The 24,323-nt window shown below is 43.6% G+C and carries 25 protein-coding genes and 4 tRNA genes; 26 read left to right on the plus strand and 3 right to left on the minus strand.

Annotated elements, in window-relative coordinates:
- The first annotated feature begins 43 nt into the window (after positions 1 to 43).
- From JKM87_RS15420 to JKM87_RS15465, 10 genes are all read left to right on the plus strand, one after another.
- Positions 44 to 826, plus strand: coding sequence for an energy-coupling factor transporter ATPase (locus JKM87_RS15420; protein ID WP_202081267.1), 783 nt, complete (start codon positions 44 to 46; stop codon positions 824 to 826).
- The gene (locus tag JKM87_RS15425) at positions 811 to 1,692 is read left to right on the plus strand and encodes an energy-coupling factor transporter ATPase (RefSeq protein WP_202081268.1); all 882 of its coding nucleotides are present in this window, start codon (positions 811 to 813) and stop codon (positions 1,690 to 1,692) included. The genes JKM87_RS15420 and JKM87_RS15425 overlap by 16 nt, the downstream gene beginning before the upstream one ends.
- Positions 1,689 to 2,501 carry an energy-coupling factor transporter transmembrane component T family protein gene (locus JKM87_RS15430; protein ID WP_202081269.1) on the plus strand — a complete coding sequence of 271 codons (813 nt, stop codon included), beginning with the start codon at positions 1,689 to 1,691 and terminating at the stop codon, positions 2,499 to 2,501. The genes JKM87_RS15425 and JKM87_RS15430 overlap by 4 nt, the downstream gene beginning before the upstream one ends.
- Positions 2,502 to 2,605: 104 nt before the next feature.
- Positions 2,606 to 3,367, plus strand: a complete 762-nt coding sequence (gene truA / locus JKM87_RS15435) for a tRNA pseudouridine(38-40) synthase TruA (RefSeq protein ID WP_202081305.1) — start codon at positions 2,606 to 2,608, stop codon at positions 3,365 to 3,367.
- Between the two features lie 243 nt (positions 3,368 to 3,610).
- The gene (gene rplM, locus JKM87_RS15440; RefSeq protein ID WP_202081270.1) at positions 3,611 to 4,048 is read left to right on the plus strand and encodes a 50S ribosomal protein L13; all 438 of its coding nucleotides are present in this window, start codon (positions 3,611 to 3,613) and stop codon (positions 4,046 to 4,048) included.
- Positions 4,049 to 4,070: 22 nt separating this feature from the next.
- Complete coding sequence (gene rpsI / locus JKM87_RS15445) at positions 4,071 to 4,463, plus strand: 30S ribosomal protein S9 (RefSeq protein WP_202081271.1); 393 nt, start codon at positions 4,071 to 4,073, stop codon at positions 4,461 to 4,463.
- 312 nt (positions 4,464 to 4,775) lie between these two features.
- The gene (locus JKM87_RS15450) at positions 4,776 to 5,684 is read left to right on the plus strand and encodes an NAD-dependent epimerase/dehydratase family protein (RefSeq protein WP_202081272.1); all 909 of its coding nucleotides are present in this window, start codon (positions 4,776 to 4,778) and stop codon (positions 5,682 to 5,684) included.
- Positions 5,685 to 6,021: 337 nt separating this feature from the next.
- Positions 6,022 to 6,900 carry a pirin family protein gene (locus JKM87_RS15455; protein WP_236838874.1) on the plus strand — a complete coding sequence of 293 codons (879 nt, stop codon included), beginning with the start codon at positions 6,022 to 6,024 and terminating at the stop codon, positions 6,898 to 6,900.
- 182 nt (positions 6,901 to 7,082) lie between these two features.
- Positions 7,083 to 7,805, plus strand: coding sequence for an N-acetylmuramoyl-L-alanine amidase CwlD (gene cwlD, locus JKM87_RS15460; protein WP_202081273.1), 723 nt, complete (start codon positions 7,083 to 7,085; stop codon positions 7,803 to 7,805).
- A gap of 203 nt (positions 7,806 to 8,008) precedes the next feature.
- Positions 8,009 to 9,070: an Mrp/NBP35 family ATP-binding protein gene (locus tag JKM87_RS15465; RefSeq protein ID WP_202081307.1), complete on the plus strand. Its 1,062-nt coding sequence runs from the start codon at positions 8,009 to 8,011 to the stop codon at positions 9,068 to 9,070.
- Positions 9,071 to 9,278: 208 nt separating this feature from the next.
- Here JKM87_RS15465 and gerD read toward each other — a convergent pair whose 3' ends face one another.
- Positions 9,279 to 10,031, minus strand: a complete 753-nt coding sequence (gene gerD / locus JKM87_RS15470; protein WP_202081274.1) for a spore germination lipoprotein GerD — start codon at positions 10,029 to 10,031, stop codon at positions 9,279 to 9,281.
- 97 nt (positions 10,032 to 10,128) lie between these two features.
- Here gerD and JKM87_RS15475 point away from each other — a divergent pair, with 97 nt between their 5' ends.
- Positions 10,129 to 10,746, plus strand: a complete 618-nt coding sequence (locus JKM87_RS15475; protein ID WP_419761870.1) for a KinB-signaling pathway activation protein — start codon at positions 10,129 to 10,131, stop codon at positions 10,744 to 10,746.
- A gap of 35 nt (positions 10,747 to 10,781) precedes the next feature.
- On the opposite strand, the gene pdaB is transcribed toward JKM87_RS15475, so the two are convergent.
- The gene (gene pdaB / locus JKM87_RS15480; protein ID WP_202081275.1) at positions 10,782 to 11,552 is read right to left on the minus strand and encodes a polysaccharide deacetylase family sporulation protein PdaB; all 771 of its coding nucleotides are present in this window, start codon (positions 11,550 to 11,552) and stop codon (positions 10,782 to 10,784) included.
- Positions 11,553 to 11,646: 94 nt separating this feature from the next.
- On the opposite strand from pdaB, the gene JKM87_RS15485 reads away from it, so the two are divergent.
- The 4 genes from JKM87_RS15485 (at position 11,647) to JKM87_RS15500 (ending at position 13,036) form a co-directional block, all read left to right on the plus strand.
- Positions 11,647 to 12,318, plus strand: coding sequence for a stage II sporulation protein M (locus tag JKM87_RS15485; protein ID WP_202081276.1), 672 nt, complete (start codon positions 11,647 to 11,649; stop codon positions 12,316 to 12,318).
- Between the two features lie 140 nt (positions 12,319 to 12,458).
- Positions 12,459 to 12,683, plus strand: coding sequence for a hypothetical protein (locus JKM87_RS15490; RefSeq protein ID WP_202081277.1), 225 nt, complete (start codon positions 12,459 to 12,461; stop codon positions 12,681 to 12,683).
- A 201-nt stretch (positions 12,684 to 12,884) separates the two neighbouring features.
- Positions 12,885 to 12,959 (plus strand) — tRNA-Asn (locus tag JKM87_RS15495).
- A gap of 1 nt (position 12,960) precedes the next feature.
- Positions 12,961 to 13,036: transfer RNA gene (locus tag JKM87_RS15500), tRNA-Thr, on the plus strand.
- 496 nt (positions 13,037 to 13,532) lie between these two features.
- On the opposite strand, the gene JKM87_RS15505 is transcribed toward JKM87_RS15500, so the two are convergent.
- Entirely contained in the window at positions 13,533 to 13,958 is a 426-nt protein-coding gene (locus JKM87_RS15505; RefSeq protein ID WP_202081278.1) for a hypothetical protein, read from the minus strand.
- Positions 13,959 to 14,764: 806 nt separating this feature from the next.
- On the opposite strand from JKM87_RS15505, the gene JKM87_RS15510 reads away from it, so the two are divergent.
- From JKM87_RS15510 to JKM87_RS15560, 11 genes are all read left to right on the plus strand, one after another.
- The gene (locus tag JKM87_RS15510) at positions 14,765 to 16,288 is read left to right on the plus strand and encodes an AbgT family transporter (RefSeq protein WP_336885194.1); all 1,524 of its coding nucleotides are present in this window, start codon (positions 14,765 to 14,767) and stop codon (positions 16,286 to 16,288) included.
- Between the two features lie 327 nt (positions 16,289 to 16,615).
- Complete coding sequence (locus JKM87_RS15515) at positions 16,616 to 17,287, plus strand: O-methyltransferase (protein ID WP_202081279.1); 672 nt, start codon at positions 16,616 to 16,618, stop codon at positions 17,285 to 17,287.
- A gap of 76 nt (positions 17,288 to 17,363) precedes the next feature.
- Positions 17,364 to 17,870 (plus strand): DUF4188 domain-containing protein, encoded by a 507-nt coding sequence (locus JKM87_RS15520; RefSeq protein WP_202081280.1) that lies wholly within the window; start codon positions 17,364 to 17,366, stop codon positions 17,868 to 17,870.
- A 244-nt stretch (positions 17,871 to 18,114) separates the two neighbouring features.
- Complete coding sequence (locus tag JKM87_RS15525) at positions 18,115 to 18,384, plus strand: hypothetical protein (protein WP_202081281.1); 270 nt, start codon at positions 18,115 to 18,117, stop codon at positions 18,382 to 18,384.
- Positions 18,385 to 18,678: 294 nt separating this feature from the next.
- Positions 18,679 to 18,763 (plus strand) — tRNA-Tyr (locus tag JKM87_RS15530).
- Between the two features lie 4 nt (positions 18,764 to 18,767).
- Positions 18,768 to 18,843, plus strand: a tRNA-Lys gene (locus JKM87_RS15535).
- Positions 18,844 to 19,489: 646 nt separating this feature from the next.
- Positions 19,490 to 20,389 carry an arginase gene (rocF, locus tag JKM87_RS15540; RefSeq protein ID WP_202081282.1) on the plus strand — a complete coding sequence of 300 codons (900 nt, stop codon included), beginning with the start codon at positions 19,490 to 19,492 and terminating at the stop codon, positions 20,387 to 20,389.
- 468 nt (positions 20,390 to 20,857) lie between these two features.
- A complete protein-coding gene (gene sigW / locus JKM87_RS15545; protein ID WP_202081283.1) occupies positions 20,858 to 21,427 on the plus strand; it encodes an RNA polymerase sigma factor SigW in 570 nt (189 codons plus the stop codon).
- A 38-nt stretch (positions 21,428 to 21,465) separates the two neighbouring features.
- Entirely contained in the window at positions 21,466 to 22,104 is a 639-nt protein-coding gene (locus tag JKM87_RS15550) for a zf-HC2 domain-containing protein (protein WP_202081284.1), read from the plus strand.
- 145 nt (positions 22,105 to 22,249) lie between these two features.
- On the plus strand, positions 22,250 to 23,068 hold the full coding sequence (cdaA, locus tag JKM87_RS15555; RefSeq protein ID WP_202081285.1) for a diadenylate cyclase CdaA: 819 nt from the start codon (positions 22,250 to 22,252) through the stop codon (positions 23,066 to 23,068).
- Positions 23,061 to 24,320: a CdaR family protein gene (locus JKM87_RS15560; RefSeq protein ID WP_202081286.1), complete on the plus strand. Its 1,260-nt coding sequence runs from the start codon at positions 23,061 to 23,063 to the stop codon at positions 24,318 to 24,320. Before cdaA ends, JKM87_RS15560 begins: the two co-directional genes overlap by 8 nt.
- The last annotated feature ends 3 nt before the right edge of the window (positions 24,321 to 24,323 follow it).

Genomic DNA, 24,323 nt, shown 5'->3' on the forward strand with positions numbered 1-24,323 from the left:
ATTTTTTATATATAGATGGGTAGGGAGAAAGAGAGGGGTCAACATGATTCAATGTCAAAACCTGACCTTTGCCTACGGTGAAAAACCTGGACAAACGCCCGTCCTTAATGGCATTAATCTCTCCATTACAAAAGGGGAGTACGTCGTGATTGTCGGGCCGAACGGGTCTGGTAAATCTACATTACTCAGGCTTATTAATCGGTTGCTGACGCCAACAACAGGTGAAGTGATTGTAGACGGTCAGATCGGGATGGTCTTTCAAAATCCTGAGAACCAGTTTGTCGCTACCACTGTACTAGATGATGTCGCCTTTGGCCTTGAAAATATAGGATTTCCACCCGATAGCATGATGGAACGTATAGAAGAAACGCTACGGATGGTGGGGATGTGGGAGTTTCGCGACCGAGAGCCGCAGCAACTCTCTGGTGGGCAAAAGCAGAGAGTGGCCATTGCCGGTGTACTCGCCGTGAAGCCCGATGTTATCTTATTTGACGAAGCCACATCGATGCTTGACCCGAGTGGCAAGGAAGAGCTGGTTCAGACCATGAGAGACTTGCATCACAAAGGTATGACCCTTGTGAGCGTCACACACGACATGAATGAAGCTTTAGAAGCCGATCGTGTCATTCTCATCGATCAGGGACAAGTGATCAGGGACGAAGCGCCAAACGTTTTTTTCACGCAACATGATGACCTCGAAGATTATCAACTTCATCGCCCCTTCTTCTATGACCTGACCAACACATTGAGAGCAGAAGGGATCCAAATACCTTCAACCATTCAAACAGAAAGGGCCTTAGTGGAGTACTTATGGACATACAATTAGATAACGTCTCTTTTGTGTATCATCCGCGCACCCCCTTTGAACAGAAAGTGTTGGATCATATTTCTCTGGAAATAAACACAGGGGAATGGCTGGCGATCATTGGTCATACAGGCTCGGGGAAATCAACGCTGGTACAGCACTTGAACGGTTTACTGACCCCAACAGAAGGGACCGTTCACGTGGGAGATACAGACATTGAATCACATATCTCAACGGACACCAGTGAGTTATATCAGGATGTCGGGATGGTCTTTCAATATCCAGAGCACCAGCTTTTTGGCGAGACGGTGGCAGAAGATATCGCCTTTGGATTGAAAAACCTAGGGTGGAAAGAGGATATGATTCCATCAAGAATTGAGGAAACACTCCAAGTACTAGGGATGCCGACCACCTTACTAGACCGGTCCCCCTTTGAGCTCAGTGGCGGACAGAAACGGCGCGTGGCGCTAGCCGGTGTCATCGCCATGGACCCTGATGTGTTAATCTTGGACGAGCCCACTGCCGGATTAGACCCAGTTTCTAAGCGCCAGCTCATGCTATGGTTCCAAGAATGGCAGAAAGCCCACAATAAGACGATCATCACCATCACGCATGACATGCAAGAGGTGGCGGACTATGCCAACACTGTCGCTGTCATGGAAGATGGCAAGTGTCGACTCAAAACAGACCCACAAGACCTGTTTACGGCGCATCATACAGATCTAGAGCGCATGAGCTTACAGCTCCCTCGTTCTTACAGGTTTGTTCAACAATTGCAGGAGCGAATGGACATTGACATTCATTCAGTGAAAAAAGAAGCATTATATCAAGCCATTGTACATGCTGTTAAAAGGGAGAAAAGGGAGAAAGGAGGAGGCCAAGGTTGAATCTACTCACGCAGCTTCCTGTCGGCCGTTACATCGTAGCGGACTCTTTTCTTCATCAGTTAGATCCCAGGACCAAGCTACTGGTTATATTGGCCTTTATTTTTACCATCTTTCAAGCCAATAACATCATGTCCTTTGCCGTGGCGACGCTGTTTGTTTTCTATGCGATAAAGCTTTCGCCAGTGTCTTCCACTTACTTGATTAAGGGTTTCAAACTCGTGTGGATGATCCTCGTCTTAACCAGTTTCTTTCACATATTTTTCACGAGGCAAGGAGAACTGATCTTTTCATTAGGTTTTATAGAGATTTACCGTGAAGGCCTTGAAAGAGCTGGCATCGTGAGCTTACGGCTCGCTTTATTAATCTTATTGGCTTCTTTACTCACCTTAACGACAAAACCGCTCGCCCTCGCATTAGGGATAGAACGTTTACTGCATCCGCTTAAAAAATTGAAAGTGCCGGTCCATGAATTTGCATTGATGCTCACCGTCGCCTTGCGTTTCGTCCCTACACTGACTCAGGAATTAGAGCGCCTGATAAAGGCGCAACGTGCGCGAGGGGCGACTTTTACAAAAGGCAGGACCAAAGATCGAATGGCAGCCGTTATTCCGATCTTTATCCCCTTGCTTGTTTCATCCTTTCAACGGGCGGAGGACCTTGCTGTTGCTATGGAAGCGAGAGGTTATACCGGGGGAGAAGGGCGAACACAGCTGAGACAATTACATTTTTCGGCGGATGATGCTATCGCAGGTGTCGTGACTGTGGGTGTGTGTCTACTGCTGTTAACCGTGAGGAGTTGGTCACTGTGACAGCTAAATTTACGAATCAGCGTGATGATGTACAATATATTGATGATAAAGCGCAGCACGCTCTTAAAAGTGTGCATACTCAGGAAGTATTCAATCAACGGTACATGGCTATCGTGGCGTATGATGGCACCGCCTACCATGGTTTTCAGACACAGCCCAATGTGCCAACGGTCCAAGATAGTATAGAAAAAGCATTAACTCGGATGCACAAAAGATCTGTGCCCATTGTGGGCTCCGGTCGAACGGATGCAGGTGTACATGCGAGGGGGCAAGTGTTTCATTTTGATAGTCCGTTAACGCTTACGCCGACACAGTGGGTTAAGGCAATGAATGCGCAGTTAGATGAAGCGATACGTGTGCAACAAGTATCAGCTGTGTCAGAGGATTTTCATGCCCGTTATCATGTGGAACAGAAAGAGTACCGTTACTTCTTGTATCGTGCAACGGAGCTTGATCCGTTTCAACGTCACTATGCGGTGCGCGTACAACCAGACATTCACATTGCTAAGATGGAGGAAGCCGCCCAACGGTTGCTAGGGACGCATGACTTCACCGCTTTTTCATCCGCTAAGTCCGATGTTGAAGACAAAGTGAGAACCTTGTATCGTCTAGAGTTGGTCGAGGAGGGTGACCGAGTGACAGTCGTTTGTGCAGGAAATGGCTTCTTATATAATATGGTTAGAATCATCGTGGGGACCCTGATAGAAATAGGAGCAGGTAAAAGGGCCTTGGAGGACATAGACAAGGCACTGACCCAACAGGATCGTCGCGCTGCTGGAAGGACCGCACCCGCCCACGGTTTGTTTCTATGGAAAGTGACATATTCAGAGACTCTTATAAATAGGGGGAAACTGACGAGAATATAGTAAAAAACCTTGACTCAAGAACGTCAGTGTAGTATTATATTCTTTGGTATTTCTAATACCCACAGCCCCGGGTATCGCAAATACACGTGTGATCGTAATGACACATGATACACTTAAACAAACCTAATGAACTCCATATAGATGAACCAATTCTATAGGGCATTAGGACATGACATGAACATGATTGATGAAAACATGGAACATGGACAATAGATATGTTTAAAATGATGGAGGGATATACTCATGCGTACCACATTTATGGCTAAGCCAAACGAAGTAGAACGTAAATGGTACTTAGTGGACGCAGAAGGCAAAACACTTGGTCGTTTAGCAAGTGAAGTTGCAAGCCTTCTACGTGGTAAGACCAAACCAGAATACACACCGCACATTGACACTGGAGATTTCGTCATTATTATCAATGCTGAGAAGATCGTCCTTACGGGAGATAAGCTCAACAAGAAAATCTACCGTCACCATACGCAACATCCAGGCGGATTGAAAGAAACAACGGCAGGCGAAATGCTACAAAGACGCCCAGTAAAAGTTCTTGAGCTAGCGATCAAAGGGATGCTACCGAAGAATAAACTTGGCCGTCAACAGTTCAAGAAGCTACACATTTATGAAGGAAGCGAACACAAGCATCAAGCACAAAAACCAGAAGTTTATGAACTTCGCGGATAATGATTGAAGGAGGGTATTTAACTTGGCACAAGTAACTTATTACGGTACAGGTCGTCGTAAAAATTCCGTAGCTCGTGTACGCCTTGTACCTGGTGATGGAAGAGTTGTCATTAACAAACGTGATATAGATGAATACTTTGGACTAGAAACACTCAAGCTTATCGTGAAGCAACCGCTTCGTTTAACTGAAACAGAAGGTCAATACGATGTTCTCGTTAACGTAAGTGGTGGAGGCTACACAGGGCAAGCGGGTGCCATCCGTCATGGCGTTGCACGCGCATTACTACAAGCGGACCCTGAATTCCGCCCTGCACTTAAGCGTGCTGGTTTCCTCACACGTGACCCACGTATGAAAGAGCGTAAGAAATACGGTCTTAAAGCCGCTCGTCGTGCGCCACAATTCTCTAAGCGTTAATAAACTTAAGTTTCGAGGCTCTTTTCACTTCAGTGGAAAGGGTCTTTTTTATGTTATTAAATAAGTTTATGTCGTTTAGATCAGATGGAAAGGAACAATCCCTAAGAAATGAAAGGGTTCTGAGCGTCTATCTCAGAGCCTTTTACTATGTGGGAGCCGCCTAGACCCCTCACAGTAACCTCATAGTAACCTCATAGTAACCACTTTCTCCATCCTTTTGCTTTAAAACATTAAAAATGGAAAAGCTAAAAGCGAGCGATAAGGGGTAACGTTGTTATCCTATATGAGCAAAAACAAAAAAGGAGGAAAAAGATGAAAGTAGTGGTCACAGGAGCGGCAGGTAAAATTGGACGATGGACCGTTAGAACGATTTTAGAAGCCGGCCATGATGTTATAGCGACAGATCGACTATTGAGAGAGGAATCCGCATCGAAAAAGTTTATTCAAGCCGACCTGCGCGATTATGGACAAGTCATTCAGCTATTGCAGGGATGTGATGCAGTCGTTCATCTAGGAAATATTCCGACCGATGTAAGGAACACATCTCAGGCCATATTTGAAAATAATATGCTCGTTAATTTTAACATCCTCGAAGCTTGTAAGGATTTAAAAATCGCTAAGCTTGTATGGGCGTCAAGCGAAACGGTTTTAGGGTATCCATTTAAGCCAGGAGACCTCAGTTATTTGCCTTTAGACGAGGAGCATCCAACGACAGTCAAGTCATCATATGCTATGGCCAAACGGCTAACCGAAATTCTATCTGACATGTTTTACAAGCTGACTAAGGCTCAGATCGTGTCTCTACGTTTTGCTAATATCTACGAGCCTGATGAATATGAAAAAATGCCGATTATGCATTGGAAGGACGACGGTCAAAAGAATATTCAAAAGAAAAATGTATGGGCGTACTGCGATGTGAGGGACGCTGCCAAAGCTTGTCTGCTAGCGATAGAAAAGGATAATCTAGGTATTGAGACATTTCACATTACAGCTCCCGATACCATTATGCCTGACTTAAGTAAGGATTTAGTCGATCGATATTTTCCAGATGTGTCTTTGAAGAGAACGATACAAGGACACGAAACACTGATGGCTATAGATAAGGCACGTAAAATCCTTGGCTATGAACCTCGTTATACTTGGCGAAGTGTGCTTAATAACGATGGTACAACCAAGAAATTACCCGAGGACCAACTTGCTCTATCAAAAACAAACATATAAGTATGCGTTTGATCATGAAGATCTGACTATGAAAAGTATTATAAAAGGATTGAAAAAAGGTTTGAATAGACACAACATCACGACACACGTCGTACCCCGGGCAAAGATGATCTTCCCGGGGTTTTTTACTTGTGATTTAATTTACCTACCGTGTGCTATGCTACCGTGTTTTTTGTTCGACCGTGGAACGGTAACGTTTGTTAGTGGGGCAAGAGCTTTTGCTAGTCATGTCAATGTGAGTACTCAACCGTATCTGATATAATAACATGGAAAGCTTTAGTCAGTACGATATATGGAAATAGGCACTTGATTATACAGATAAGGAGCTGTGTTCATTATGACGTACCGTTCAGTACAGGGCGTTTATAGAGGGACGTCACCTCATATGGTAGGGGACGGTTTCCGTATGTCCAACTATTTCCCGACAGGTCATGACTTTGGACAACGCTTGAGCCCTTTTTTATTACTCGATTACAATGAACCCTATGCATTCCCACCTAGCTCTGAACCTAGAGGTGTTGGTGCACACCCTCACAGGGGATTCGAAACCGTTTCACTGGCCTATGAAGGGGTTGTGGAACACCACGATAACCAGGGCCACCACGGGGTTATTGGACCCGGTGATGTCCAATGGATGACAGCCGGTTCAGGGCTTTTGCATAAGGAGTATCATGAGCATGACTTCTCTCGTAGAGGAGGTACACTTCACTTTATTCAAATGTGGGTCAACCTCCCTCGTGAGCACAAAATGCACCCGCCGCGTTACCAACCTTTGTTAAAAGAGGACATGGGGCGGACTGAACTCCCTGATAACGGCGGTCACGTCCGAGTCATCGCTGGTGAATACAATGGGGTTAAAGGGCCTGCACACACGTTTACCCCGATCCATATGTTCGATATCAGCTTTAACAAAAATGGGCAAGCCCAGTTTGAATTACCGTCTCACTATAACACCGCGGCTTTAGTGCTCAAGGGACAGACGTCTATCAATGAGGGCCAATCTGTTGATGAAGGAGACTTGGTGCTGTTTGATAATACGTCCGGGGTCATCAGAATAGAAGGGCAAACGGACGATACACTGGTCCTCGTCTTCAGTGGGGAACCGATCGAAGAACCGATTTACCAGCATGGCCCCTTCGTGATGAACAGCAGAGAAGACATTAAACAAGCCTTTCGAGACTTTCAGTCGGGCAAGATGGGGAGTACGGAGTTCTAACTTTTTGACAAAATGAAAGCCCATCAGCAGTAAGGCTCATTTATAGTCATTAAAAAAAGTCGTACGTGGATAACGTGCGATTTTTTGTTGAGTAAAAAACATTCATAACCATCACCCCCTCGCGTATATATTTTACAGTAGGACGAGTGTAGACAAGGTGACGGACAAGGGGGATAAAATAGATGGACGTGCATATTGTTTCTTTAAAAAGACTGATACTCGGCGGCATTGCCTTGGCTGTTCTCATTGCCATATTTAATTCGCCGATATCCTATGATTTTTCCAGATCTGCTTGGAGTCTACCTCTATCAGGCCAAATCATCATGATCGACCCCGGGCATGGCGGACCAGACGGAGGCGCGGTGAGTAAGGAAGGAATCATAGAGAAGGAGGTCACCCTAGCGATTGCCTTCTACCTTAGAGATATGCTCCAAGAATCGGGTGCTTTGGTATTAATGACTCGTGAATCAGACATCGAGTTATCGACCCCCGAGGCAAAGAGACAAGGGAGAAGAAAAGCAGAGGACCTCAAGAATCGAGTGAATATGATTAATGAAAGTGAAGCCGATTATTTCATCAGCATTCACCTCAATAGCATAGGGGCTGCCAAATGGAGGGGCGCGCAAACCTTTTACCAACCGAAGTATGAAGCCTCGGAACGAATGGCCAAGCTGATACAGAGTGAGATCATGCGTAACCTTGAGAATACGAACAGACAAGCTAAGAAAACACAGGACGTTTACTTATTAAAGCACGTGGAACGACCAGGTGTATTAGTCGAAGTCGGTTTTTTATCTAACCCAGAAGAATCAACACTCCTCAGTACAGCGGAATACCAAAAAAGTGTCGCCGCATCCATTTATGAAGGTTTACTTCGTCACGCTGTGGGTGATTCTACAGACTGAAGGGTATTTTAGGAGCAAGCGCCAAGCGAAAGACATCCAAACGTGCTATAATAAAAAGACGAAAAATTTATAACAAGAAGGAACAAGGGGCACTTCATCACACTAGAAAACCTTCGTACAAGTGAACCTTTAGAAAAATTGAATACATATGTATCTCATTCATGATACGCATAGACAAAACTGTACAAGTCGAGGTGTCTAACTTGCTAACGGAAGAAAAAATTCGTCAAGTATTAAAAGATGTACGTGAACCTGATTTAAATGTGAGCCTAGTCGAAGCGGGGCTCATACGTGAGTGTAGATTGAAGGAGAACCACGTCAGTCTAAAAATTGCGTTAGCCCAGACGGGGACGCAAGAGCAAATGCAACTACAGCAACAAGTGGTCCAAATGGTAAAAGAAGCAGGTGCTGAAACAGTAGGCTTAAGATTCGAAGCGCTTTCTGAAGAAGAGTTGCAAAAGCTAGGCGCCCAGGGACAAGGTCAAGCCCAGCCGAACGTTACGGATCTTCTCTCACCGGACAGCGGTACAACGGTGATCTCAATTACCAGTGGAAAAGGGGGCGTTGGGAAGTCGACGGTGACTGTAAACCTCGCGACTGCACTTCAACGCCTAGGTAAAAAAGTAGGAGTTGTTGATGCCGATATCTACGGTTTTAGTGTCCCAGATATGATGGGCATTGATGAGCGTCCACGCGTCGTGGGTGAGGTCATTCACCCTGTTGTTGTTCAAGGGGTAAAAGTGATGTCTATGGGCTTTTTTGTCGAAGATAACTCTCCCGTGATTTGGAGAGGGCCCATGCTAGGTAAAATGCTACGTAATTTCTTTGGAGAAGTGGAATGGGGAGAATTAGATTATCTCATCCTGGACCTTCCCCCTGGAACGGGTGATGTGGCTTTAGATGTGCATCAGATGATACCGCATAGCAGGGAGATTATCGTGACGACCCCGCACACGACGGCCGCGTTTGTTGCTGCGAGAGCGGGAGCCATGGCACTGAAGACCAATCATGAAATTCTCGGGGTTGTAGAGAATATGTCCTATTACCCACTTCCTGACGGCACAAAGGATTATATTTTTGGACAAGGCGGTGGGGAGAAGCTAGCAGAGAATTTGAAGACTGAACTCGTGGCTCAAATTCCGCTAGGACAGCCCAAACAAGATGTTGCACCTGGTGAACATCGTACAGCGATCTATCCAGAGGGCTCACTCATTGGCGATATCTACATGGATCTCGCCAAGACATTAGACAGTAAGGTGCGATAAAAATAAACGAAAACGAAATAAAACAATACATGGAAACGCTATTCTTGGTTGGTCCCTAAGTCGCCTTCTCCTTAAGGATGAACAAGACGCGTTAACTTAATTAATTACGAATCCCTTCGGGCCCGACGGTGACGTCAATAAAAAAATCGAGCCATTATGTTTCACGGCTCGATTTTTTAATGTTGATGATTATTTTGGGGAGATAAACTTAACTTCCACCTCCACCGCCACCATCGCTGCCACCACTACCACCACTACCACCACTACCACCACTACCACCACTTCCGCCACCACCGCCACCTTGCTCTCCTTTAGGCGGCTGTTCAGCTACTTTGCTGAGGAGCTCGAGTAGCTCAAGGCGGAAGTACGGGCTTTCAATGGCTTCTTTCATGACGGACATGGTTTGTTGGCGGAAGGCTTTGGATTCGGCAACTTTCAGAAACTGTTGTTCCATTTCTGGGTCTTGGAAAATCTCCATCATACTTTGGCGGTACTCAGGATCTTTCATGAGATCTTTAATCAATTTCTTGTTTTCATCTTCGATATGTTTGGCATACTGTTTAGCAAATTCCGGGTCTTTCATGATCTCCTGCCACTGCTTCTTGCTTTCAGGCGTCAGTAACGTCTCTTCAATGGTCTTTTTCACTTCAGGGGAGCTTAGGATCATTTGATCCTTACTTTGTGATTGCTCCTTCATAGACTCTTGTATCGCTTTTTTTCCCTCTTCTGTATTCATAATGTCCAATACCATGGACTTAAGTTCCTTATACTCAGGCTGACCTTTTGATTGTGCATTTTGGTTAGGCGCACAACTGACTAATAACTGTGTGGCGATAACGATAATAACTAACAAAGATATCGAGCGAATGAGCTTGGATTGGCTTTTAGTAAATGGGTCCCATTGGCTCATCCATTTCTGGCTCCCTAACGTGCGGCTTTTAAAATTCCGTAGTCTGCCCATGCTTGTCGTCTCCTTTCCAAATATCTATACCTTAATATGCTTCTATAGCGTCAATTTATTCTTTTTGGTACAATCGTAGAGGACAGACTAGAAAGTGGTGAGAACACTGAATATTAGACGTTGGTTATTTTTATTCATATCGACATTATTGGTCGGCGGCATTACCATTATTATCACTAACATGATCGTTGGTTGGGGAGACCTAACAGGGGGCTTAGATGACCCTGATGAGTTGGTCGCAGCCGGTATTTGGATTTTTATCGTTGGATTGATGTTTAGTGTCATCAGTCAGATGGGCTTTTTTGCTTATTTGACCATTCATCGTTTTGGTTTAGGTATTTTTAAGACTCATAAACTCTGGAACGGCGTACAAATTATGATCATCGCCTTTACATTTTTTGACCTTGTGTATTTACGCTACCTTGCCTTTGCCCAAGCGGGTCAATCATGGGCAGACTTTATGCTGTTACCAACGGTGCTTTTGATTGTGGCCCTAATAGGCGGGTATTTGAAGGCCAAGTTCACAAACCAACATGCCTTTATCCCAGCGGTTTTCTTTTTATACGTTGTCACGACCATTGAAATAGTCCCTGCCGTCACACAGAACGATGTGGTTTGGGTGACACTCATGCTAAGCACCATACTGGTATGTAATTTATGGCAGCTTTTAATATTACAAAAACTAACAGCCCCCGCAAGCAAAAAAAGCGCTTAGGCCTTAACCTAAGTGCTTTCTCAATATCAAGTCAGTTAATCTAGTTCATCTACTGTACTCTCAACGCCGCTGATAAGCTCCGAAACGGTGACAAAGGCATAACCTTGTTCTCTTAGCTCATCGATAATACGGGGGAGTGCCTCATGGGTTTGTTTACTGGAGTCACTGGCGTGAAAGAGAATAATATCCCCTGGGTGAGCATTAGAGACGACATTGTCTACGATTTTGTCGACACCGGGATTGAGCCAGTCTTTGGAGTCTGTATCCCATTGAATCACTTGATAGCCCAGTTCATCGGCAATTCGTAACACCCGTTTATCGAAGTCACCATTCGGCGTACGAATTAAGGTTGGCGTGTCACTGATAAGCGATTGTAGTGTCCGATGAGACTTTAAGATTTGTTCCCTGATCTCATCGTCCTTAAGTCGACTGTAGTTCACATGTTTATGGCCATGAGAGCCAATTTCGAAACCTAGTTCATTAATACGCTCCACAATCTCCGGATGGTGTTCTGCCCATGGAGAAGAGAGGAAGAATGTCGCTTGTTTAACGCCTTTTTGCTCTAGGGCATCTAGTATGGGGCCCGGCCGCTCATTGCCCCATGAAATATCAAATGTGAGCGCCACCTTCTTTTCATCGGTGTCTACACTAGAAATGGCTTGGGGATCATTTTCCCCCGCTGTGACCTTGAATACACTCACACTATCTCGTTCAGCATAAAACACACCCGCAGTGAAAAGCGCTGCGACGACTAAAATGGCCGTTTTTTTCATTTTTTGCAGATTAAATGTCCAAAATCCGCTCATACATGTCACCCCCTGTCCATATGCTTCATCACTAATGATGTGTATGTAGACAAGGCATAAAATATGTCCAAATCATCACGAGGTGAATAAATAAATGTTACAAGCCTTAAAAAAACTCATGTCTGAAAGTCAGTCTTATATTATCTTTTCCGGTTTCCTTATGCTCCTTGGCACGTGTGCCGGGTATACCTACCCCCACGTGTTTGAAGAGGCGATAGCCCAAGTCCTAGAACAACTTGAAGAAGTAAGTGAAATCATAGGAGACAATGACGATCCGCTGTACACGAGCTGGATTATTTTTACCAACAACGTAACGGCTGCACTCGTGATGATGCTCGCTGGAACGGCCCTGTTTTTCATACCCTTGAGTTCCTTGTTTGTAAATGGGGTTGCTGTAGGTTATATACTCGGCCTCACGGCAGAAGAAGGGGTATCACCACTCACATTATTCCTGTATGGTATCCTTCCGCACGGGGTTCTAGAGCTACCTGCTATTATTATCGCCGGGGGAGTAGGACTCTTCTTTGGCCTACGCGTTCTCGGTTGGTTATTTGGTCAAGGGCAGTTTCTTTCCCACTTATTTAGCAGTGAACGTGGCGATGTACGGACATTCTGGCGTGAACAAACCTTACCCGTTTTAATTGACAGAGCGAAGGGGGCCCTTTTTCTCATTTTGATACTCATACTCGTGTTGCTTGTCGCTGGCCTCATAGAGGGCTTTATCACACCCGGATTACTTGAACCCCATATGCCTTCAGAAAATTAATATCAAATTAATGCTATAAAAACACCCCAAATAGGAAATAACATATGACACATGGGTTTTTTTCAAGTCTATGTGTCTATGTGCTGATATGTTTTGAACTGATCTATATTTTATACTGAGACAGGGGTGTTTGTGGCATTATGCTTGGAATACTATTGACGAGAAAAGAAACACAGGAGATGGAGTATTTGATTAAGAAGGAACTTGAAGAACTCTTACTAGACCTAGGTGACCCTCGCATCGATGGTATTGTCAAAAAAGCGATGGAAGAGCGTTATAAAATAGTGTTTAAAATGTATAGTCGTTTCGTATCTGGGAAAGAATTATCAAAGTACATCTTGCCCAAATCCACTCGCAAGGTATGATAAAGGTATGAGCTAGTGTAAAAGGTAAATAAATTTTGCCACCGCTAAAGTGTGAAAAATCATTGAAAAGAGTTGAAAAAACGCACTAACCGTTGTATACTAAAACATGTCTTTTAAAAGATGAAACTTAATCGTTCAGTCACACACATTATTTGATTCAACATTATACATTTTGGTTATCACTCAATGATGACGCATTATTCCGCAGTAGCTCAGTGGTAGAGCAATCGGCTGTTAACCGATCGGTCGTAGGTTCGAGTCCTACCTGCGGAGCCATGCTTCCATAGCTCAGTAGGTAGAGCGCTTCCATGGTAAGGAAGAGGTCGTCGGTTCAAACCCGGCTGGAAGCTCCATACATAAAACGCACAACGACGGGGGTTATAAGCGGTTAGCTTACCGTCGTTTTTTAGTGTAAACGTCTTGACCAACACCTTGACTAGTCCAAATATGCTGACGAATTACGACTGAATCTCGGTGTGCAAAGCAATGGCAGGTCTATCTACATCATCACCCACCCCCACCACAAACTAAGTCGTTTGGGCGCAGAAGGGCGCAGAAGAAAAAGCACCGGTTAGGGTGCTTTTGTATATTATTAATATTTTCTTGTTATTAAGTACATGCCATATATTATATTTAATATCCCTATAATTAGTTTTATCGTATTTAAATTTCCTACTAAACTAGGAATGATAAAAGATAAACCAATAACAAGAAAGATGATGCCGCTGAATATATAATTACCGATTGCTATCACTCCCATAAATCTAAATACTACGTGTATCTAAACAGTCTATTATTTATACGACATCATAGTCATCAAACAAGTCTACTCTCCATGCGAAAATTGAATTATAATTTTTCTATTTCATCCAATAGTTCTTGATACCTTTTATCCGACATTTCAAATTTTACTTCGGTACCTAATCCCCACGAATGTGGTTCCATTAACTTACCTATTGATTCTAATCTCTCTGTTGTTTCCTGTGTAATTTCTTTACCATCTAAACCTTCTAATTTAGCAGCAAGTAAAGATAATATTAACGAACGCTTCCCCCCTGTACTATGAGTACGTCCCATAACCTCAATAAGTCCTTTCCTTGCATCATCGTTATCTACTAAATCTGAATGGTACTCCAATTGTCTTTGAACATATAGGTACATTGAGATATCATAACTTTCGTAACTCATTTTTAGATGTCTATACTCATTATACTGATAAATAACAACAAGAACCAATATTCCAGATATCGCCATCCATAATGTTTCTTTTTTCATTTTAAAACCCTTTCTAATAACACTGAAATTTCTTATTTTAAATAGTATTACTCTTTGACTTCAAAGCCATTCTTACAATTTTCTCCGGTTTCAGCATCATAAATTGAAAATGTCTCAACATTTTTAACTTTCACCAATGAGTTCCATTCTACATAGGCAAAGATTATTCCTCTATATTTCATACAAAACTAGTGTTTGTTCGCTCTAAAGGATTCGACAAATGCATAGTTGAATGCTTCGTGTGGATGTGGCAAGTTAAAATTTATTAAAATGCTCGCGGTTCACATGGTAAGGAAGAGGTCGTCGATTCAAACCCGACTGGAAGCTCCATACATAAAACGTACAACGACGGGGACTAATAAGATTTAGTTACCCCGTCGTTTTTTTTTATTACATTAGCAAGGTGTTATGAAAAAAGCACATGGGATGAAAGATTGGGGTACCCATCTTCTATAATTGACAAGGCTTCGTGGACAAAAGCATTCAGAAAGGGGAGCAGTCAGTATGAGTAACAAAAGTATATTAGCTGTTATTATCTTAAGTTTAGTTGGGGTTACCTTATTGTATCTCAATTTTTCTATATGAGTAATATGACTGAAATTTCCTTATAAAAACTATTGATATTATGTTGGAATTCCAGTATCATAGCTGAAGATGGATTTTTTCGACAAATTTTGATATTTGGGCACGGCTCTCTTTATGGGACCGTGCTTTTCATTTCTCACTGTTTTGTGTCTATATTCAGAAAAATTACGCTTATAACACAAGGCGTCAATGTCAACTAAGAGAGAGGAGCGTGGGGAAACGTGAGAGAGAATAACAAACAAGGTATGATCCATCGTACTTTAGACCGTATCGAATATATCGGTAACAGGCTTCCGCACCCTATTACCTTATTCTTCATGTTTGCTGGACTTGTGGTTCTTTTATCATGGGTTTTAGCACTGTTCGACGTGATGGTAGAGCATAATGGAGAAACAATTGCGGTTCAAAACTTACTTTCAGCTGACGGCGTACAGTATATGTTCACTAGTGCAGTCGATAACTTTACTGGATTTGCGCCACTCGGCACTGTATTGGTGACGATGCTAGGAATTGGGATTGCCGAACGTTCCGGTCTCATTAGTGCTATGCTTAGAGGGCTTGTAACAACCGTTCCTAAACAATTACTAACGGCAGCACTTGTGTTTGCTGGTATTATGTCAAGTATGGCAGCAGATGCGGGATACGTTGTGCTTACGCCATTAGGTGCCGTCTTATTTGCAGCTATAGGACGACATCCGTTAGCGGGACTTGCGGCAGCATTCGCTGGAGTGTCTGCAGGATATAGTGCGAACCTGTTTATCACATCGCTAGATCCTTTACTAGCAGGACTGACGATGGAAGCAGCAGCCACTAGTAACGCTAGTTATGCTGAAGGCATGAACATTGCCATGAACTACTACTTTATGATTACGTCTGTGTTTATTCTCACGATTGTGGGAACCTTCGTCACAGATAAGATTGTCGAACCTAGACTAGGTCAATACACGGGCGGTGTCCAAGAAGACGAGATTACAACACTTAGCCAAGCAGAGCGTAAAGGTGTAATTGCCTCAGGTATCTCTGTACTAGTGACAATTGCAGCTCTTGCCCTACTCATTGTGCCTGAATGGGGACCACTAAGAGGAGAGGGTGGAGAGATTATACAATCTCCATTCTTTAGTTCTCTGGTACCGATTATCTTTATCGCTTTCTTAATCCCAGGTATCGTATACGGTATTGTGACGAAGAGTATTAAGTCTGATAAAGACGTCGCCGATCAAATGTCAGAAACAATGGCCACAATGGGCGCTTATATTGTACTAGCCTTTGCCGCAGGACAATTCGTCGCTTACTTCGGTGAGACGAATATGGGAATTGTTCTAGCCATAAAAGGGGCGGAGTTCATCAATAATGTTGGATTTGGCGGCTTCCCGTTAATTCTAACCTTTATCGCCGTTGCAGGGTTTATTAACCTGTTTATCGGTAGTGCCTCAGCCAAATGGGCCATCATGGCACCTGTTTTCGTGCCTATGATGATGCAATTGGGGTACTCCCCAGAATTAACCCAGGTGGCCTATCGTATCGCGGACTCCACGACGAACATTATCACACCATTGATGCCTTACTTTGCGATCGTCATTGCTTTCGCTCAGAAGTATGATAAGAAAGCGGGTATCGGAACACTAATTACCACTATGATCCCGTACTCTATCGCCTTTAGCATCATTTGGATTATTATGCTATTCGCATGGGTGTTCTTCGGTTGGGACCTCGGTCCAGGATCTCCGCTTTTCTATCAAAACTAACTTATAGCCCTTTAACATCTGAGTAGATTATAGAAAAAAGCAGATAGCAGAAAAGTTAACAAAAGAAATAAAATAACGACCTTTTTAACCGGTTGGGAATTCCCAGCTGGTTTTTTTATAGCTTGATAAGAGTAGAGGGCAGCAAAATTGCATGATGTACGGTGTATTAAACATTAACGACCCTCAGCCCATCCTCTCTTAGAAAATAGAGTATGCTATAATAAAGTAAATCCTTTTATTGGTAAATTAAAAATCAGATTAGTATCTTAAAGGTAGGGGTTAATATAACTATATGTAAAATAAGCCACAAATGAAGGAGGAAATGGTATGAATAAGTCTGACATATGGCAAGATGTTGACCTTTATTTTAGTTCGATGCTCCATGAGAATGATGAAGTCATGGATAAGATATTGACCGCTAATGCAGAAGCCAATCTACCTGCTATTGATGTGTCTCCTAATCAAGGGAAATTTCTCTACTTACTGGCGAAGCTCAAAGGGGCAAAGCATATTCTAGAGATCGGAACGCTCGGAGGTTACAGTAGTGTCTGGCTTGGCCGTGCTTTACCACATGACGGGAAGCTTATAACCCTTGAACTCGAGCATAAACATGCAGAAGTGGCGGAGAAAAACATTACATTAGCGGGTCTAGAAAATAAAATAGAGATCAAGGTTGGCCCTGCGTTAGACATACTGCCAACGCTGAAAGATCAAGAGAAAAATCCATTCGATATGATCTTTATCGATGCCGATAAACAGAATAATCCTCACTACTTGCAGTGGGCACTACAACTATCCAAACCGGGGACGGTTATTTTAGTAGATAATGTGGTACGTAATGGCAAAGTGATTGAGGACAATAGTGATGATGACAGCATCCAGGGTACACGTCAGTTTATCCATTTGCTATCGGAAGAATCTCGCATAGAAACAACGGCCCTCCAAACAGTGGGTGTTAAAGGGTATGACGGATTTGTCATGGGTGTTGTCAAGGATTAAGGGTTGCCAGTGACATAAGAGGTTGAAGATGAAAAAGATATAAAGGGTTAGAAACGACTTGAAGGAAGTGATCCTTATGGCAACCGTTCACAAGGGAAGGTTTACGGCCGAGATAGAAGGAGAATTTGTCATTTTTATAATCGGTGTGAGAGTGAATAAGCTGTTAGCCATACATAAATGGCTTCCGATATTTAGGGCTATGGAGAAGATGATAAAAGAGCTCTATGACAATGAAGACTTGGGCTTTTTAGGTACGGAGTATTTCCTACAGTGGCGAGGCGCGACGCTCCTTCAATATTGGCGATCTTATGAGCAGTTAGAAAAGTATGCGAGAGAGGGCATTCACCTCGAGGCGTGGAAGAAATTTAATCAGTCTATAGGAACGGACGGCTCAGTGGGGATATACCATGAAACGTATATCGTACAGCCTCAAAATTATGAATGTATATATGGTAATATGCCCAAATTCGGGTTAGGTAAGGTATCTAACCATGTACCTGCGGTGGGCAGAAGGGAAACATCAAGGCGTAGGCTGGGTGGGGATAATAACCCTGCTGTTAAAACACCAGAGAACCCTAAGTAGCACCTTACTACGGAAACAAAAAAGCAAATGAATGGAAGGTAGCCTCCAAAATCCCGGTTAATCTCTTGAACAAACGTTGAGATGCGTTCCCGATAAACGGTTAGGGTAACTTGTAACACTTCCTCCAGTTGGCATCATAAAAATGGCCATTTAGCGCATAATCTAAAAGAGAATACGCAAACATGAATTGTTATCGTCTATCTAAAATCTTTTAAAAATGGGCTCAACCAACGGGAGTGTTTACATGTATGTGATCAGGGCACTGTTTATCGCAAGTATCATCATAGGCGTGTTGTTTATATTTACCGGCTTCTTTATAAACAAAAAGAAGCTAGAAAAGCTGGATTACAAAGATGAGACCCTATGGCGCAAATATCCTAACAAAGCATTAGTAGGGTCGATCGTCATGGGCCTGCACCGTTTTTTACCCTTCTGGTCAGTAAGAGTTTTGTTTATCTTGATTGGACTAGGGATTATCTTGCTTATGTTTTATCTGCATCCATCGCATTTTTGAAGAAAAAAAGGAAAAGAGACAGGTGATCGGCTCCATGTTATACCGTCTTTGTCATAGCAAGCCCTACTTTGCAAATAGGGCTTTTTCCGTGCCTAGTTCAGAATAAGTTTTAAGATTTGGGTTTAATTTTCGGACCATTTCGAATTCAACATAAACCCTTTACAGTTTACTAGATATAGAGTATAATCACGATTGTTGTCGCTTTGAGACACCATATAGGCCTGATGTTACGATAGATTAATATCGCTAGAATTGTCGCCTACATGTCACTCAAAAACGACTTGATATATATGTGGAGGGGTAGCGAAGTGGCTAAACGCGGCGGACTGTAAATCCGCTCCCTCTGGGTTCGGGAGTTCGAATCTCTCCCCCTCCACCATTGTGAGCCATTAGCTCAGCTGGCAGAGCATCTGACTTTTAATCAGAGGGTCGAAGGTTCGAATCCTTCATGGCTCACCATTACATATAGAAGTAAAGGATTCTCACCTACGGTTCCCTCGCTTCAGATTATAGATAGAAACAGTTATAGATAGAAGAAGGAAGCGAGACTAGCTAAAGCGTCGGAATCCTTCATGGCTCACCATTACATATAGAAGTAAAGGATTCTCACCTACGGTTCCCTCGCTTCAGATTATAGATAGAAACAGTTATAGATAGAAGAAGGAAGCGAGACTAGCTAAAGCGTCGGACTCCTTCATGGCTCACCATTACAGATAGAAGTAAAGGATTCTCAGCTACGGTTCCCTCGCTGCAGATTATAGATGTTATAGATAGAAGAAGGACGCGAGACTAGCTAAAGCGTCGGACTCCTTCATGGCTCACCATTACAGATAGAAGTAAAGGATTCTCAGCTACGGTTCCCTCGCTGCAGATTATAGATGTTATAGATAGAAGAAGGACGCGAGACTAGCTAAAGCGTCGGAATCCTTCATGGCTCACCATTACATATAGGACGTAAAGATAAGGTTTTTTCACCTTTTAACAGACAGTTCCATTAAGGAGCTGTTTTTTTTAGTGCGTGGATATATATGCAGATTTTTGTCGAGTTGAGTCATTTCCTCATCACTGTTTTAATAGAGTTATACGTTATTGGGGGGATGAGAAAATGAAAAAGAATATGAGTATTGTCGGAGTTCCAATGGACTTAGGACAAGGACGCAGAGGCGTGGACATGGGGCCAAGTGCCATACGATACGCGAATGCCATTAAACGTCTTGAAAGACTCGGTCATCATATTAACGATTTGGGAGATTTAAATATCCCTAGACTAGAGAAGCGAATCCCTAACGAACAAAATCTAAAATTTTTAGAGGAAGTGGTTGCTGTTAATGAAGAGTTGGCCAAAAAAGTAAGCGCTATTATGGCTGAAGATCGCTTTCCTCTCGTATTTGGTGGGGACCACAGCATTGCCATCGGAACACTAGCAGGTGTGGCCAAGCACAAACAGAATTTAGGGGTCATCTGGTACGATGCCCACGGAGACCTTAATACAGGAGATACGTCCCCATCAGGAAACATCCACGGTATGCCACTTGCTGTCAGTCTCGGAAATGGACATGAGAAACTGACAAACATTTTAGACTACAATCCGAAGATCAAGCCTGAGAATGTCGTGATTATTGGCGCTAGGGAGCTCGACGCCGGTGAGAAGGAGTACATTAGAGAGAGCGGGATGAAAGTGTTTACGATGCACGAAATTGACCGTCTGGGGATGACACACGTCATGGAAGAGGCCATCGCCCATGTGACGGACGGAACGGACGGTGTTCATCTAAGTCTTGATTTAGACGGGCTAGATCCGAGCGATGCCCCGGGTGTTGGAACTCCCGTGATCGGAGGTATTTCGTATCGTGAGAGCCATCTTGCAATGGAGATTTTAGCAGAAGCAGACATTCTCACATCAGCTGAATTTGTAGAGGTTAACCCTATACTAGATGAGCGTAACAAAACAGCTAACGTCGCCGTTGCTCTAATGGGGTCTTTATTCGGAGAGAAATTACTGTAATCATACATTGATATCCGTTTACAAAAGGGAATTTTGGTGTATAATGAAATTAAGAAACGCATACACTAAAGAAGGCAAAAAGTTTCATTAGGCAGACCAAATTCACCCATGAAACTAATAGAAGCACTCGTCAGGACCAGTGACGAGTGCTTCTTTCTTTACTGACGGAAACGCTTTTTTATGATGTCTAATGTCTTGTCTGTGATGTTAAGTACACGCTCCGCCACTCCTAAAACGAGGAGAATGAAGGCAAAAAGCTCCAATTAAGCTCACCTCCTTTCACCCGTTTTAATTGTATCATAAAAGGCTTTAACGAAATGACAGACCTTCTCAGCCCTTTTGATGGGCTGTTTTTTTCTTGATATTTTTCCCAATAATAAAAATGCTTGTGTTAAAATGGTTGAGGTGAAACTTTTGTGTGCTTCATACGTAAGCATAATAACCGCCTTTATGCGGAGGTACAGATCAATGGATCGGACAGAGAGAAAACTAATAAAAAAGGCTAGCGCTGGGAGTCGAACAGCGTTTAGAGCCATCGTCGAGCGATATAAAAATAAAATATATCATCTCGCTTACCGTATGCTAGGAAACCATACGGAGGCTGAAGATGTGGCCCAAGAAACGTTTATTAGAGTCTATACGAAGCTTGATCGCTATAATGATGATCATAAATTTTCAACTTGGATTTATCGCATTGCTACAAATCTATGTATTGATCACTTGAGAAAGCGAAAACAGCATGTGCAGTCCCTAGATCAAGAGGTCGCTGGTGTAGAAGGGTTAGCATTATACTCCCAAGTGGCCAGTACCACAGACACGCCGGAAGAAGAAGTGATGACGTTAGAGTTGCGGGAGGAAGTCCAACTTGCCATCGACAAACTTCCACCTCAATACAAAACCATCATAATCCTAAGATACCTCCAAGATTTGAGTTTACAAGAAATCAGCGAAGTGATAGATTTACCCGTCACCACGATCAAAACGAGAATACACCGTGGAAGAGAAGCATTAAAAAAACAGTTACAAAACCTAACATGAATAACTTCATGAGTAGACTGAGAAAGGAAGGGTGAGGGATGACTTGCCAAGATGCTAAAAAGCTGATTCACGAATATCTTGACGGAGATTTATCACAGGCAGAAATAGAACAGCTGCACCAGCATATTGACCAATGTCCTGAGTGCAGAGAAGACATGCGCTCACTGGAACAAACGGTAACATTGCTCCAAGGTCATTCCGACTCCAAGGTTGAGGCCCCAGTTAACTTCGTTGATAATGTGATGACACGTTTGCCACAGAAGGACACCAAACACCAACTCAAATCATGGGTAAAAGGGCATCCGTTCATCGTTGCGGCCACTTTGTTCCTTGTGCTGATGTCTTCTAGTCTCTTCTCCATTTGGTCCAATGGCTCAGAACAGCTCACGGTGTCCGCCCCGAATGTAGAAGCGCTCATCATACAGCATGAGGACAATAAGGTCATTGTGCCTGACGGCATTAGTGTACCAGGAGATATGAGAGTCAGGAACGGTAACGTTGAGGTTAGAGGAGAGGTAAAAGGAGATATCATTGTCACCGAAGGCCACGTGTATCTCTCTTCGACCGCCCATATCGTAGGAGAAGTTGAAGAGATTGACCAGTTTATCAAATGGGCGTGGCATCATGTCACACGATGGATAAAAGAGGCGGTTCCAAACGATGATGAAATCAGTTAAAATAAGATAGAATGGCTTAAGCACGGGGACCCGTGCTTATCTTTGCGTTTATTGCACATTATTGGATAAGATGCCATACATAGCAAAAACTATAATTATCATGATAAGCACTGTAAATGGCACTCCGCAGAAAGAGGGATGGTGAATGGACTGGCTGTTTGAACTTACAATGATGGAATACTTTATAGAGATTATTGATATTTTACTCGTGACCCTTGTCATTTACTATCTCATCACCTTAATCAGGGGGACACGAGCCGTTCAGCTTTTGAAGGGTCTGTTCGTCATTGTCGTCGCGTGGTTATTAAGCAGCTTTTTCGGCTTGAAGACGCTATCTTTTATTATCACACAGACGATGACGTACGGTGTGCTAGCCGTTTTGATCATCTTTCAACCAGAGCTGAGACGGGCGTTAGAGCAGCTCGGTAGAGGGAAGCTGTTCGCTAGAACCTCACATCCCGATGATGAAAAGTACGTCAAAGTCATTGAAGATACGGTAAAAGCCGTCCAGTACCTAGCGAAGCGTAGAATAGGGGCGCTCATTGTTTATGAACTGGAAACGGGCCTCAACGATTATGTTGAGACAGGGATAAACATAGACGGTCATGCCTCTTCAGAGCTACTGATTAATATCTTTATACCGAACACGCCCTTGCACGATGGGGCCGTTATCGTACGTAAAGATCAAGTAAAAGCAGCCGGCTGCTATCTCCCATTATCAGAGAATCCTTTTATTAGTAAAGAGCTGGGCACACGACACCGGGCCGCCCTCGGACTCAGTGAAATGACGGACTGTCTCGCGCTGATCGTCTCAGAGGAGACCGGACAATTATCCATCGCCAAAAACGGGGAAATTTATCGTGACCTCTCAGCAGAGGACGTCCATGAACGACTTGACACCGAGCTGCGACCGCAGCAGAAGGCAGCGCCGTCCTTCTGGTCAAGGGGGAAACATAATGGATAAAGTACTTCGTAGTAACGTCTTCTGGCTCGTGATTGCATTTGTACTTGCGGTCATGCTGTGGATGATTGTGAATATTGATCAGCCCCACGTGCCAGGACAACAACACAACGATGAAATCAGCGTAGAAAACGTGGACGTAGAAGTCATTTACGATGAAGAGCGTTACGCCTTAACGGAGGTTGAAGAGGATGTACGCATGATCCTGACGGGTCGCCGCTCTGTACTCTTTGCTAACCAACTTCGTACTGACCCTTATCGTGTGTACGCCGATCTATCTGGACTAGAAGCGGGTACCCATGACGTGCCTTTACAGCACGAAGGGTTCCCTGATGAACTTCAGGTTGAATTCATTCCGAGTCATATCCGTGTGGTATTGGAGGAGAAAGGGTTAGAATCCTATAACGTTGAACTGGTGCTTACCGGCGAGACCGAGGCAGGATTTGAAGTCGGCCAGCCTGCCGTCACACCGGATGAGGTATTCGCGATTGCGCCGGTATCAGTTTTAGAGCGTATTTCAACCATACGAGGGTACCTGAATATAGATAATGCAGATGAACGATTAAACGACGAAGTCGAACTGAAAGCTTATGATCGCGAAGGTAATGTGCTGGAAGTAGAGCTCAGTCCTGAGACAGCAGAAGTGGAAGTGCCTATTCATAGTCCAAGTACCACAGTGCCTTTGCGATTAGATCTTGTTAACTCGTTACCAGATGGTCTGAGCTTCTCTCGTATTGCGCTTAATAGGGAGAGTGTGGAGGTGGCTGCCCCACTCGATGTATTGAACACGTTATCAGAAATTCCGGTGACGGTGGATTTATCCGAAATAGACGGATCCACGACGAAGGATGTGACGCTACCCCGAGAAAGGCAATGGATTTACTTACGTCCCCAAGAAGTAGAAGTCCAGGTCGAGGTGGGGCCAACCGTTAGTCGGACTTTTAACGATGTTCCTATTCAAGTCAGAGGCTTAGATGAAGCATATGAGGTTATCTTTGAAGACGATGAACAGGTACTATCAGAACTTGTCCTATCAGGGAGCCAGGAGCGGGTGAATGACCTGCAACAGGAGCAGTTAGACGTTTATATTGATGTGACAGATTTATCCCAGGGAGCGCACACCGTAGATATTGCAGTGGATCTCCCCTCATATATACAAGGAACCCCAGCAGAGGATCAGGTGAATATAACCATACAATCTCAACGTTCTATGAGTACAACAACTGAAGCGAACGAGGAAGAAGAAGGAGAGTGATTA

Source organism: Caldalkalibacillus salinus, from assembly GCF_016745835.1.
Classification (GTDB): domain Bacteria; phylum Bacillota; class Bacilli; order Caldalkalibacillales; family JCM-10596; genus Caldalkalibacillus_A; species Caldalkalibacillus_A salinus.

Coding starts and splice junctions, on each gene's coding strand:
- JKM87_RS15420 (WP_202081267.1), top strand. CDS start 44: ATGATTCAATGTCAAAACCTGACCTTTGCCTACGGTGAAAAACCTGGA.
- JKM87_RS15425 (WP_202081268.1), top strand. CDS start 811: ATGGACATACAATTAGATAACGTCTCTTTTGTGTATCATCCGCGCACC.
- truA (WP_202081305.1), top strand. CDS start 2,606: ATGGCTATCGTGGCGTATGATGGCACCGCCTACCATGGTTTTCAGACA.
- rplM (WP_202081270.1), top strand. CDS start 3,611: ATGCGTACCACATTTATGGCTAAGCCAAACGAAGTAGAACGTAAATGG.
- JKM87_RS15450 (WP_202081272.1), top strand. CDS start 4,776: ATGAAAGTAGTGGTCACAGGAGCGGCAGGTAAAATTGGACGATGGACC.
- JKM87_RS15455 (WP_236838874.1), top strand. CDS start 6,022: ATGACGTACCGTTCAGTACAGGGCGTTTATAGAGGGACGTCACCTCAT.
- cwlD (WP_202081273.1), top strand. CDS start 7,083: ATGGACGTGCATATTGTTTCTTTAAAAAGACTGATACTCGGCGGCATT.
- gerD (WP_202081274.1), bottom strand. CDS start 10,031: ATGGGCAGACTACGGAATTTTAAAAGCCGCACGTTAGGGAGCCAGAAA.
- pdaB (WP_202081275.1), bottom strand. CDS start 11,552: ATGAGCGGATTTTGGACATTTAATCTGCAAAAAATGAAAAAAACGGCC.
- JKM87_RS15485 (WP_202081276.1), top strand. CDS start 11,647: ATGTTACAAGCCTTAAAAAAACTCATGTCTGAAAGTCAGTCTTATATT.
- JKM87_RS15490 (WP_202081277.1), top strand. CDS start 12,459: ATGCTTGGAATACTATTGACGAGAAAAGAAACACAGGAGATGGAGTAT.
- JKM87_RS15505 (WP_202081278.1), bottom strand. CDS start 13,958: ATGAAAAAAGAAACATTATGGATGGCGATATCTGGAATATTGGTTCTT.
- JKM87_RS15515 (WP_202081279.1), top strand. CDS start 16,616: ATGAATAAGTCTGACATATGGCAAGATGTTGACCTTTATTTTAGTTCG.
- JKM87_RS15520 (WP_202081280.1), top strand. CDS start 17,364: ATGGCAACCGTTCACAAGGGAAGGTTTACGGCCGAGATAGAAGGAGAA.
- JKM87_RS15525 (WP_202081281.1), top strand. CDS start 18,115: ATGTATGTGATCAGGGCACTGTTTATCGCAAGTATCATCATAGGCGTG.
- rocF (WP_202081282.1), top strand. CDS start 19,490: ATGAAAAAGAATATGAGTATTGTCGGAGTTCCAATGGACTTAGGACAA.
- sigW (WP_202081283.1), top strand. CDS start 20,858: ATGGATCGGACAGAGAGAAAACTAATAAAAAAGGCTAGCGCTGGGAGT.
- JKM87_RS15550 (WP_202081284.1), top strand. CDS start 21,466: ATGACTTGCCAAGATGCTAAAAAGCTGATTCACGAATATCTTGACGGA.
- cdaA (WP_202081285.1), top strand. CDS start 22,250: ATGGACTGGCTGTTTGAACTTACAATGATGGAATACTTTATAGAGATT.
- JKM87_RS15560 (WP_202081286.1), top strand. CDS start 23,061: ATGGATAAAGTACTTCGTAGTAACGTCTTCTGGCTCGTGATTGCATTT.